The organism is Arthrobacter sp. NPDC056727 (assembly GCF_042790555.1).
Classification (GTDB): Bacteria; Actinomycetota; Actinomycetes; order Actinomycetales; family Micrococcaceae; genus Arthrobacter.
On sequence record NZ_JBHTZA010000010.1, the window covers coordinates 13,048 to 24,731 of the forward strand.

Genomic DNA, 11,684 nt, shown 5'->3' on the forward strand with positions numbered 1-11,684 from the left:
CTGTTTAGTCGGTGAGCTGGCTGAGGAGTGACATCACGGCGGTGAACTGCGCCAGGTCGCTTGCGGCGTTCCCGGACGTGATGTGGGAGTGGGCCCGGGACCAGCTGGTCCGGTGGGCCGATTCGTAAAGCGTGGGAAGCGTCGTCGCTCCCTCCGCGGTTACCGCGCGGACCTTTGCCGGCCACGCCGCTGCGGGGTCCGGGAGAACGACGTCGGCACTTCCGGCAGACGTCAGGACGGAGACGCTGGCGGTGGCCGGCAGCGCCGAACTCAGGATGCCCTGCAGGGCTGCGGGAGCTCCGTTGGGCAGTACGGCTGCCACGGTGTAGCCGTTGGGGCTACGCTGGATCACGCGAACGTTTCGCAGCTCAATGCCGCACTGCAGAATGACGGAGAGCTGTTCGGTCAGCAGCTGCATAGGTTCTGTGCCCGGCGGTGCGACGGCAACGGAGTCCAGCAGCATGGCGTCTGCCAGCGCGTCGGCAATGACGCGGCGGGCGTCGGTGTTGGAGCCGGCGATGGCCGGGTTCCCGGCCCAGCGCTGGTCCAGGACCACCGGGGCGCCGGCGGCGGCCGCGGCGGTTGCCAGCAGATCCGCATTCTCCGGGGCCGGCGAGGAGACGACGACGCCCTTGGCGCCGCTGCGGATCGCCTCGGCTGCGCGCCGGGTCCAACCGGCGTGGCCGGCGACGGCGGCGACGTCGGGGGAACCGTCCTGGGTGGCGCCGGCTGAAGCAGCCGCTCCGAAGGACAGGGGAAGGGATGCGGCGACGGCGGCAACGGCGCCCGCGGCGTCGGCCTGCGGGTCCGCGTACAGGGACAGCTGCGTGGTCATGCGTTGATCTCCTCACCTGCGGAGGTGCCGGCGTCCACGAGACCGACGGCGGCGTCGGCGATGGACAGGGCGAACTCAAGGTCTTGGATAAGTGTTTCGGCCGACGGCGGCTGTCCCGTTCCGCGGGCCAGCTCGGCCAGCTTGCGCCATTCGCCCTCGTAGCCGTTGTGGCCGTAGGGGCCGAGGACCAGTGTCTGGCCGGCCTTACGTATGTGGGCGGTGGCTGAGCCGGCATGGACGTAGGAGGGGGTGAAGTCGATCCTCAGTGCGGCATCGTTGCCGATGGCCTCGAACACCCAGTCAGGCTCCCAGGTGTTGTTCATCGCGGCCCGCAGCTCGATGGTGACCGCTCCCGCCCGCAGGGAAATGATGTAGCCGAACGGGAAGGTGAGCTCAGCGTGCAGGACCTCCACGGACGCGAAATCGGGGGTGAAACGGCGGACCAGCGGCAGATCATGAATGGCCAGGCCCATCACGCCGCCCTGAAGCATGGCCTTGATGACCCCGGGGTCGGTGGTGTCGCGCTCCGGCATGGGGACCCTGCCCACGATCTCGGTGGCGAAGTCCTCAAAGCGGGGGTTGGGCGGCAGGATGATGGAGGAACGGATGGTGTGGACCTGTTCCGGCAGGTCCTCCCAGGCCGCCTCGGCGGCGAGCCAGCCCGGATCGAACGTGTGCATCGCTCCGACAATGATGGGGACGCCGGTTTCGGCTGAGACGGCGGAAATGCCGGCAGCTTCCTCCCCGCTCATCGCGAAGGGCTTCTCGCACAGCACCGCTTTCTTGCCGGCCCGGCAGCTGGCGATCACCTGTGCCGCATGGAACTGGTGCGGGCTGCAGATGGCGACGATGTCCACGTCAGGATCGGCCAGCAGTTCCTCCATGCTGGTGCTGAAACGCGCCCCGACCCTGCCGGCGACGGATTCCGCCACGGCCGGATCCACGTCCATGATGTGGCGTACCTGAAGAATGTCGGTCAGTCTGGCCAGGGACGGAAGGTGGATGGCCTGCGTGACAGGCCCGGCGCCCAGGATGCCGACGCCGAGGGGCGTCCCTGATTGGTGCTGGCTCGACAAATTCATTACCTCTTCGTAATCGCGGAAAAAGATTTGCCGCCGCCCGGTCCATTTCCGTGATGCGGCTCACAGCTCAACCTAGGACTACTTTTGCCGATCGTCAAGCAAAAGTCAGAAAGTTATCGGCATTCTTTCTGTCCTGTGACACCCAGAAGCATTCGTGCTATCACTGAACCCATGAATCCACGAACAGGAAATGGCCAAACTGCGGAGCCGGCCTCGGCCGACGGTGCAGGCAGCCTGTCCCGCGCCGGCGACCTGTTCCAGCTGCTCCGCGACGGCAAGGCCCGGACCCGGGCCGAGCTGGCGCTGACCACGGGGCTTGCCCGCTCCACGGTGGCGTCGCGCATCGATGCCCTGATCGCCTCCGGGCTGGTGGGCCCGGCCGGTGAGGCAACATCGAGCGGCGGCAGGCCGCCGTCGCGCTTTGCCTTTAAGCCCGCCGCGCGGGCGGTGCTGGCTGTCGACGTCGGCGCCACCCACGTGATCATCGCGGTCACCGACCTGGGCGGGAACATCCTCAGCGAGCGGCGCCTGGCCCAGGATGTGGCCGAAGGCCCGGAAGCGGTGCTGGGCCGTGTGGTCACGGAAGCGACGTCGCTGCTGGCGGAGACGGGGCGGACGGCGGGCGATCTTGCCGGCGTCGGAATCGGCCTGCCCGGACCCGTGGAACATGCCACCGGCATGCCGGTGAAGCCGCCCATCATGCCGGGCTGGGACGGGTTTGACGTGGTCAGCCACGTCCAGCGCTCGTTCCCCGTGCCCGTGCTGGTGGACAACGACGTCAACATCATGGCGCTCGGTGAACGCACGGCCCACTGGCCGGAGCACGACAACTTCCTGTTCATCAAGGTGGCCACGGGCATCGGGGCAGGCATCATCAGCAACGGCGAACTGCAGCGGGGGGCCAACGGCACGGCCGGCGACCTGGGCCACGTCCGCGTGCCCCGGGGCGATGACGTCCTGTGCCGGTGCGGCAACTACGGCTGCCTCGAGGCGCTCGCGTCCGGTCCTGCCGTGGCGCGCGCACTGGCGGCGCACGGCGTCGCAGCTGAGAGCGGCGCCGACGTCCTTCGTCTGGTGGCGGAGGGCAACCTGCAGGCCATCCAGGCCCTGCGCCAGGCCGGCCGGGACGTGGGCGACGTGCTCGCCACCGTGGTGAACCTCTTGAATCCCTCGGTCATTGTGGTGGGCGGAAGCCTGGGCCAGGCCGGCGAACACCTCATGGCCGGCGTGCGCGAAGTGGTCTACCGCAGATCGCTGCCGCTCGCCACCGCGCACTTGCGCATCGGCCTGTCCATGGCCGGCGGCCAGGCGGCCGTGCTGGGCGCGAGCCAGATGGTCACCCAGCACGTCCTGTCCCCGACAGTCATCGAAGCCACGCTGCAGGCCACCGGCTGACCCCGCAGCGGGCGCTGGCAGCCGCAGGCAGACCAACTTTCACATCCACGCGAAACGGAGTCTTGAAAATTGAGCACGCAGAAGCACGCGCCCCTGAAGGTGGGCGTGATCGGCATCGGCTGGGCCGGCCGGCAACATATTGATGCCTACAGGAACATCGACGGCGTGGAGCTTGTTGCTGTTGCCGCGATGGAGGCGGACCTGCTGGCCGGCATCAAGGAGGAGTACGGCGTCGCGCACACGTTTGCCCGCTGGGAGGACCTGATCGCACTGGACGGCCTCGATGCCGTGAGCGTGGCGGTGCCGACGTTCCTGCACGCCCCGATCGCGATCGCCGCCCTGGACCGCGGCCTGCACGTGCTGAGCGAAAAGCCCCTGGCCCGCAACGGCGCGGAAGGCCGGCAGATGGTGGAAGCGGCGCGGAAGGCCGGCCGGGTCCTGGACGTGGCCTTCAACCACCGCCGCCGCGGCGACATCCAAAAGCTCAAGGGCATCATCGACGACGGCGAGCTGGGCCGGCCGTACTACGCCAAGGCTTCCTGGCTCCGCCGCCAGGGCATCCCCATGCTCGGCAGCTGGTTCACCAACCCCGCCCTGGCCGGCGGCGGCCCGCTGGCAGACATCGGCGTCCACGTCCTGGACTACGCCCTGCACCTGCTCGGTGAACCCAAGGTCCTCTCCGTCTCGGCGTCGACGCACTCCGAGCTGGGCCCGCGCGGACTGGGCGGCAACGCCCGCTACACCGCGATGAAATCCACCCACAAGTTCGAGGTGGAAGACTTCGCCTCGGCCTTCATCAGGCTTGAAGGCGGCGGCACGCTGATCCTCGAGGCCGGCTGGGCCGCCTACCGGGACGAGGAGGACCTGATCGACTTCACCGTCTACGGCACCGACGGCGGCGCGGAACTCCGCGCGGTCGGGGCCTCCAACACACCCGTCGCCGATGTCCGGATCTTCAAGGAGAAGGACGGCGAGAACGCCGACTACACGGTGGTGGCCGAGCCCGGGACGGCGCACCAGGGCGTGGTAGAGGACTTCGTGGACGCCGTCCGCGGCGGGGAAACCGTGTGGGGCGCCCACGACGGGTCCCTCGCCCTGACCCGCGCCCTGGTCCTGGACGCCTGCTACCAATCCGCCCTCGAACAGCGCGAAGTGAGGCTCTAAAACAATGACCGACAAACTCACCATCCTGGTCTGGAACGAAGGCGTCCACGAGGCGAACAACCAGCCCGAAACCATGGCCGGAATGTACCCGGACGGCATCCACGGCGCCATCGCCGACGGGCTGAAGGGCTTCTACCCGGACGCCGGCATCACCACCGCCACCCTCGCCGACCCCGAACACGGCCTCTCCGAGGAGACCCTCGCCGGCACCGACGTGCTCCTCTGGTGGGGCCACGTCGCCCACGGAGACGTCAGCGACGAGGTCGTCGAACGCGTCCAACGGCACGTCCTGGGCGGGATGGGCCTGATCGTCCTGCACTCCGGGCACTTCGCCAAAATCTTCACCCGGCTCCTGGGCACCACGTGCTCGCTGAAATGGCGCAACGAGGGCGAACGGGAACTCGTCTGGACCGTGAAACCCTCACACCCGATCGCCGCCGGCGTTCAGAGCCCCATCGTGATCCCGAAGCAGGAAATGTACGGCGAACTCTTCGACATCCCCGAACCCGACGACCTCATCTTCATCAGCTCCTTCGAAGGCGGCGAGGTGTTCCGCTCCGGCGTCACCTTCACCCGCGGCAAGGGCCGGATCTTCTACTTCAGCCCCGGCGACCAGGAATACCCCGTCTACCACCAACCCCAAATCCGGCAGGTGATCGCCAACGGCGTGGGCTGGGCGGCGCAACCCGGCCGCTTCCGCGAAGCACCCGCCGTCGGCAACGCCCCACGCGACTGGTTCCTGAACACCCCCTAAAAGAACGTACCGAGCGCGTACGTACACTTGTGGCCCTCACCACGAGCGGACTTTTCCGCCGCTAGAGGCGCCGCGTGATAGCAATAAGAGTGATGAAACCCCTTTCCCGCTTCCAGCCCCCTGCCCCCTGCGCCTCATGAGGGGCACCACCGGAACCGCGATTCCCCGCAGCTGGATCCTCCTCGCGTGCATTGGCCTCATTGCCCTCAACATGCGGGGTCCCTTCGTGGCGGTGGCACCGGTGCTGGGCCCGATGCAGCAGGATACGGGGTTCTCGCCTGTTGAGCTGGGCCTGCTGACCGGGATCCCCGTGCTGTGCTTCTCCCTCGCGGCGCCCCTTGCCTCGCTCGCAGGGCGCCGGCTTGGCGCGGAACTGGCCATCACCCTTACGCTCGCCGGCGTCCTCGCAGGCGTCGCGGTCCGTTCGGCCGGCGGCGGCGCGATGGTGATGGCGGGAACGGTCATCCTCGGCCTGGCCATCACCGTGGGCAACATCGCGGTGCCGCTAATCATCCGGCGCGACTTCTCGCCGAGGCGCCAGGGGACCGCGATGGGCATCTACACGGCCGCCCTGAACGTTGGATCGTTTGTCACGTCCGTGGTCACGGCGCCGCTGGCCGAGCTGGCCGGCTGGCGGGCTGCCATTGCGGCCTCGGCGGCTTTTGCCATTGCGGCCGTCGGCTTCTGGGTTTTCGCGTCCGGCCGCCGGGCGTTCCTCCCCGCGGCCGACGACGGTACGGGCGGTCCGCCCGCAGCCGGCCGCCCGGCGTCGCGGTGGATCACGGCGGGCCTTACGGTCGGTTTCGCCGGGCAGGCCATCTCCTACTACGGCGTGACCGCCTGGCTGCCCACCCTGCTTTCCGATGAACTCGGCATGACGCCGGCAGCCGCTGGGGCAGGTTCGTCCCTGTTCCAAATCATGGCCATCGCGGGCGGCCTGGGTGTGCCGCTCGCGGCCCGGTTCATGAGTACGACGGCGGTTGCGGTCACCCTGGGTGCCATGTGGCTGACCGTTCCGCTGGGGCTGCTGTTCGTTCCGCAGCTGTGGTGGCTGTGGTCCTCGCTCGGGGGAGTGGCCCAGGGCGGCGGCATCACGCTGATCTTCATTGCGATCATCAAGCTCGCACGGGACCAGGCCTCGGCGGGCAGGATGTCGGCGGTCGTCCAGGGTGTGGGCTACGGTGTCGCGGCGCTGGCGCCGACGGCGGTTGGCTACGTCCACAGCGCCTCGGGCACCTGGTCCGTGCCGCTCCTGGTGATCCTCGGCTCCGTGCTGACGTTCTTTATTTCGACGACCCTCTCCGTACGGAAGGTGCCCCGCCAGCGCTAAGGTGCGTTCCGCCGTCGCACGTTCCTTAAAACCCAGGCGCGAACTGTCAGCTAATGCCCTCAAACCTGGGTTTTCGGGTTGTTAGCTGCCAGTTCGCGCTTCAAGGGTGGTTCCGCTGCCGGGCCGCCTCCCCGGCCTTCGGGGTGCCTGTTGCGAAGGGCGTGGCGGCCCGGCGGACGGAAATGTTCACCGGTTCAGGCTGCGTTGCCTGGGCGGTTCTAGGCGGCGACGAGCTCGTCCTCGATGGCCTCGGCCGTGGCGTCGATGCCTTCGCGGGCTTCGTGCAGGTACCGGGCGTAGGCGGGGACGGTGAGGAAGCTGGGGAACTTGTCGCTCAGCGTGACCTCCTCGAAGATGTCGCGGGCGTCGGCAAACCGGTCTCCGTCGAAGCGCTCCAGCCGGGCGAATTCCTCGTCCAGCATCTCCTCCACCCATTCCCGGCTGATGATCTCGCCGTGGTCCGTGATGGCGCGGGAGTAGATCCACTGCCACAGCTGGGAGCGGGAGATCTCGGCGGTGGCGGCGTCCTCCATCAGGTTGTGGATGGCGACTGCGCCGTTGCCACGGAGCCAGGACTCGATGTAGCGGATGCCCACCTCGATGTTGTTCCGGATGCCCTGCTCGGTGATGGTGCCCTGGGTTGCGGCAACGTTGATCAGCGCGCGGTCGTCCGGGGTGACGTCTTCACGCAGGCGATCCAGCTGATTGGGCTTATCGCCGAGGGTACCGTCGAACACCTCGCGGCACACGGGGACCAGGTCCGGGTGCGCCACCCAGGAGCCGTCGAAACCGTCGGCTGCCTCGCGGGTCTTGTCCGCGCGGACCTTCTCGAAGGCGTTGGCGTTGGCGGCCTCGTCCTTGCGGTTGGGAACTGCGGCGGCCATGCCCCCAATAGCCATGGCGCCGCGCTTGTGGCATGCGCGCACCAGCTGTTCGGTGTAGGCGCGCATGAACGGGGCGGTCATGGTGACCTGGCCGCGGTCCGGGAGGACGAAGCGCGGGCCGCGGGTGCGGAAGTTCTTGATGAGGGAGAAGATGTAGTCCCAGCGGCCGGCGTTCAGGCCCGCGGCGTGGTCCCGCAGTTCGTAGAGGATCTCCTCCATCTCGAAGGCGGCGGTGATGGTTTCGATCAGCACCGTGGCACGGATGGTGCCCTGCGGGATGCCGAGCAGGTCCTGGGCCAGGATGAAGATGTCGTTCCAGAGCCGGGCTTCGAGGTGGTTTTCGATCTTCGGCAGGTAGAAATACGGGCCCTTGCCCTGGGCCAGGAGGCGGCGGGCGTTGTGGAAGAAGTAGAGGCCGAAGTCCACGATGCCTCCGGCGATGGGTTCGCCGTTGATCAGCATGTGCTTCTCGGGCAGGTGCCAGCCGCGGGGGCGGACCACGATGGTGGGCAGGTCCTCGGCGGCCTTGAGCTTGTATTCCTTGCCCTCCGGCGAGGTGAAGTCGATGCGGCGTTCCAGCGCGTCGGTGAGGTTCAGCTGGCCCTGGATGACGTTGCGCCACGACGGCGTGGAGGCGTCCTCCATGTCCGCCAGCCACACCTTGGCGCCGGAGTTCAAAGCGTTGATGGTCATCTTGCGGTCCACCGGTCCGGTGATCTCGACCCGCCGGTCCTCCAGGCCCGGTGCCGGAGGAGCAACGCGCCAGTGCGGATCGTTCCGGACTTCTTCCGTTTCCCGTAGGAACCGGGGGTCCTGGCCGCGGGCGATGCTGTCCCGCCGGGCACGACGCGCCCGCAAAAGTTCCTCACGCCGCCCGGCCGTAGCCTTGTGCAGCTTTGCAACGAAGGCCAGCGCATCCGGAGTGAGCACCTCGCCCTGCCGGCAAATGGGCTGCGCGGTCAGTGTGATCCCGTTGATCGTGAAGTTGTCAGTAAAGCTGTTCATCTCTGTCTCCTTGGGAGCACCCAACTGACTGGCAGTAGATGTCGTTTTGAAGGCTCAAAACGACATCTACTGCGATCTGGTTGGGAAAGTATTAGTGGAATTGGCCTTCTTCGGTCGATCCGACCAGGGCGAGGGTGGATGCGTTCGGGTTGAGCGCAGTGGAGATGTCGTCGAAGTAGCCGGTGCCGACTTCGCGCTGGTGCTTGGTTGCGGTGTAGCCGCGGGACTCGGAGGCGAATTCCTTCTCCTGCAGTTCGACGTACGCGCTCATGCCTTCACGGGCGTAGCCGTGGGCGAGGTCGAACATCGAGTAGTTGAGGGCGTGGAATCCGGCCAGGGTGATGAACTGGAACGTGAAGCCCATGGCGCCGAGTTCGCGCTGGAACTTGGCGATGGTGGCGTCGTCCAGGTGCTTGCGCCAGTTGAACGAGGGCGAGCAGTTGTAGGAGAGCATCTGGTCGGGGAAATCGGCCTTGACGGCTTCGGCGAACTTACGGGCCAGCTCCAGGTCCGGGGTGCCGGTTTCCATCCAGATGAGGTCGGAGTAGGGGGCGTAGGCCTTGGCGCGGGCGATGCAGGGTTCGATGCCGTTGCGGACCTTGTAGAAGCCTTCGGGGGTGCGTTCGCCGGTGATGAATTCCTGGTCGCGCCCGTCGACGTCGGAGGTGATCAGGGTGGCTGCTTCGGCGTCGGTGCGGGCGATGACGACGGACGGGGTGCCCGCGACGTCGGCAGCCAGACGGGCCGCGTTCAGGGTCCGGACGTGCTGCTGGGTGGGGATCAGGACCTTGCCGCCGAGGTGGCCGCACTTCTTCTCGGAGGCGAGCTGGTCCTCCCAGTGCACGCCGGAAGCACCGGCGGCAATCATGGACTTCATCAGCTCGTAGGCGTTCAGCGGGCCGCCGAAGCCGGCCTCGGCGTCTGCGACGATCGGGACCAGCCAGTCCTCGACGGTCTGGATGCCCTCGGAGAACTCGATCTGGTCGGCGCGGAGGAGGGCGTTGTTGATGCGGCGGACCACCTGCGGCACCGAGTTCGCGGGGTAGAGGGACTGGTCCGGGTAGGTGTGGCCGGAGAGGTTGGCGTCGGCGGCGACCTGCCAGCCGGAAAGGTAGATGGCACGGAGGCCGGCCTTGACCTGCTGCACGGCCTGGTTGCCGGTCAGGGCGCCCAGGGCGTTGGTGTACTTGCCTTCCTTGTGCTCCTCGGTGAGCTGCTTCCACAGCTTCTCGGAGCCGCGCTTGGCCAGGGTGTGCTCTTCGGAGACCCTGCCGCGGAGGCGGACGACGTCGGCGGCTGAGTAGTCCCGAGTGACACCTTCCCAGCGCGGGTTGGCAGCCCACTCGAGCTCCAGTGCGGCGGCCTGCTGTTCGGGCGTCTGCTGGGTGGGCTCAAATGCTGCAGTCATCTTTGTCTCCTTGTTAGCTCCCGGGCCGTTCCGGGGGTTCTGGTTCCGGGCCGGCCGTCCCTGCGCCTTTGCAGGTCCAGCCAGTTTCCGGAGGGGTTTTCCTTCGTGACACCTACTTTTCTGCACTTTCAAAGCGCTTTCTAGAGGAAAAAGCTGGAAAGAAATGCGTTTCTTCACGTATTCTTCAGAAATGTCGCCTTCAAGCTGGAACAGGGAAGTTTCGCAGCCGCCGTCGTCCGCGCCCAACGCGGAACTGGACGTGATTGCACTGGGCCGCCGGGTGCGCCACCTGCGCAAGCAGGCCGGCCTGACGCTCGATGACCTGAGTGCCGCCGTCGGAACCGCACCGAGCCAGCTGAGCCTGATTGAGAACGGCAAGCGGGAACCAAAACTCGGGTTGCTGCAGCACCTGGCCGGGGCACTCGGAGTCGGCATCGACCAGTTGCTGGGGGCCGAGCCGCCGAGCCGCCGGGCCGGCCTGGAAATCGAACTCGAACGCTACCAGCGCGGCCCTCTCTACGAGTCTCTGAACCTGCCCAAAATCCGCATCAGCTCGCGGTTGCCGATGGATGTGCTGGAGGCCCAGGTGGGCCTGCTCCAGGAGCTGGAACGCAAGATGAACGAGCAGGTGGCGACGCCCGAGGAGGCCCGCCGCGCGAACGGTGAACTGCGTGCCATGATGCGTGAACGCGGCAACTATTTTCCGGAGTATGAGGCCGAGGCGCAGAAGGTGCTCAAGGAGGTGGGTTACACGTCCGGTCCGCTCAGCCAGCACGTCATCGCAGATATCGCCGCGCACCTCGGATTCACCCTCCACCACGTGGGTGATCTGCCGCATTCCACGCGGTCCGTGACCGATTTGAAGAACCGCAAAATTTATCTGACGCAGAGCCAACGGCAGGACCACGACCCCCGCTCTGTGCTGCTGCAGGCTTTGGGGCACTACGTGCTGGGGCATGAGACGCCCAAGAACTACGGCGATTTCCTGGCCCAGCGGGTGGCCACGAACTATTTCGCCGCTGCGCTCCTGCTGCCGGAGCAGGCCACCGTGGAATTTCTGCAAAAAGCGAAAGCGGCGAAGGAGATTGCGGTCGAGGACATCCGGGATGCCTTCGCGGTTTCCTACGAGACCGCAGCCCACCGCTTCACCAACCTGGCCACCAAACACCTGGGGATCACTACCCACTTCCAGAAGACCCACCAGAGCGGGATCATCTACAAGGCCTACGAGAACGACGGCGTGAACTTCCCGCAGGACCACACGGGTGCGATCGAGGGGCAGCCGTCCTGCAAGGCCTGGACGTCGCGCGCCGTGTTCGACGTGCCGGACAAGTTCAGCGCCTACAGCCAGTACACCGACACCCCGTCCGGCACGTACTGGTGCACCGCCCGCACGGACCGGTCGGCCACCGGGCAGTTCTCGCTGAGCATCGGGGTGCCGTACCAGCACGTCAAATGGTTCCGCGGACGCGAGACCACGGCGCGGGCAACGTCCAACTGCCCCGACCCCAACTGCTGCAAGCGGCCGCCGGCCTCACTGACCTCGGAGTGGGCAGGCAACGCCTGGCCGTCCGCCCGGGCCCACGCCCACCTGCTCGCGGCCATGCCCCCGGGCGCCTTCCCCGGCGTGGACGAGACCGAGGTGTACACCTTCCTGCAGGCCCACTCGGGAAGCTGATCCGGCTTCCGCCGGCCCTGCGGGCTTTCTCCGAAACGCTCACGCGCTCCTGGAGGAGGCCTGTTGGCTACTCCCTGCCCGCGTGCGCGGCCACCCGACGGGGGAGAACTTTTCATTGAGCATCCCGTAGTACAGCGTCGTGCAAAACC

9 protein-coding genes are annotated in these 11,684 nt (G+C 67.1%); 5 read left to right on the forward strand and 4 right to left on the reverse strand.

Annotation, left to right across the window (positions count from 1 at the left end; genetic code table 11):
- Nucleotides 1-4: 4 nt before the first annotated feature.
- A complete protein-coding gene (locus ACFRAH_RS11730) occupies nucleotides 5-835 on the reverse strand; it encodes a hypothetical protein (protein WP_377991055.1) in 831 nt (276 codons plus the stop codon).
- On the reverse strand, nucleotides 832-1,917 hold the full coding sequence (locus ACFRAH_RS11735) for a Gfo/Idh/MocA family protein (protein ID WP_377991056.1): 1,086 nt from the start codon (nucleotides 1,915-1,917) through the stop codon (nucleotides 832-834). Before ACFRAH_RS11735 ends, ACFRAH_RS11730 begins: the two co-directional genes overlap by 4 nt.
- Nucleotides 1,918-2,088: 171 nt before the next feature.
- Between ACFRAH_RS11735 and ACFRAH_RS11740 the strand changes: the two genes are divergently transcribed.
- The 4 genes from ACFRAH_RS11740 to ACFRAH_RS11755 all read left to right on the forward strand — a co-directional run bounded on the left by ACFRAH_RS11740 (nucleotide 2,089) and on the right by ACFRAH_RS11755 (nucleotide 6,560).
- The gene (locus ACFRAH_RS11740; RefSeq protein WP_377991057.1) at nucleotides 2,089-3,312 is read left to right on the forward strand and encodes an ROK family transcriptional regulator; all 1,224 of its coding nucleotides are present in this window, start codon (nucleotides 2,089-2,091) and stop codon (nucleotides 3,310-3,312) included.
- 69 nt (nucleotides 3,313-3,381) lie between these two features.
- Nucleotides 3,382-4,476, forward strand: a complete 1,095-nt coding sequence (locus ACFRAH_RS11745; protein WP_377991058.1) for a Gfo/Idh/MocA family protein — start codon at nucleotides 3,382-3,384, stop codon at nucleotides 4,474-4,476.
- A 4-nt stretch (nucleotides 4,477-4,480) separates the two neighbouring features.
- A complete protein-coding gene (locus ACFRAH_RS11750; protein ID WP_377991059.1) occupies nucleotides 4,481-5,230 on the forward strand; it encodes a ThuA domain-containing protein in 750 nt (249 codons plus the stop codon).
- A 136-nt stretch (nucleotides 5,231-5,366) separates the two neighbouring features.
- On the forward strand, nucleotides 5,367-6,560 hold the full coding sequence (locus ACFRAH_RS11755) for a CynX/NimT family MFS transporter (RefSeq protein WP_377991060.1): 1,194 nt from the start codon (nucleotides 5,367-5,369) through the stop codon (nucleotides 6,558-6,560).
- Between the two features lie 218 nt (nucleotides 6,561-6,778).
- Here ACFRAH_RS11755 and aceB read toward each other — a convergent pair whose 3' ends face one another.
- Both aceB and aceA read right to left on the reverse strand, forming a co-directional pair.
- The gene (gene aceB, locus ACFRAH_RS11760) at nucleotides 6,779-8,449 is read right to left on the reverse strand and encodes a malate synthase A (protein ID WP_377991061.1); all 1,671 of its coding nucleotides are present in this window, start codon (nucleotides 8,447-8,449) and stop codon (nucleotides 6,779-6,781) included.
- A gap of 91 nt (nucleotides 8,450-8,540) precedes the next feature.
- Nucleotides 8,541-9,857, reverse strand: a complete 1,317-nt coding sequence (gene aceA, locus ACFRAH_RS11765; protein WP_377991062.1) for an isocitrate lyase — start codon at nucleotides 9,855-9,857, stop codon at nucleotides 8,541-8,543.
- A 163-nt stretch (nucleotides 9,858-10,020) separates the two neighbouring features.
- On the opposite strand from aceA, the gene ACFRAH_RS11770 reads away from it, so the two are divergent.
- A complete protein-coding gene (locus tag ACFRAH_RS11770; RefSeq protein WP_377991063.1) occupies nucleotides 10,021-11,535 on the forward strand; it encodes a helix-turn-helix domain-containing protein in 1,515 nt (504 codons plus the stop codon).
- Nucleotides 11,536-11,684 lie beyond the last annotated feature (149 nt).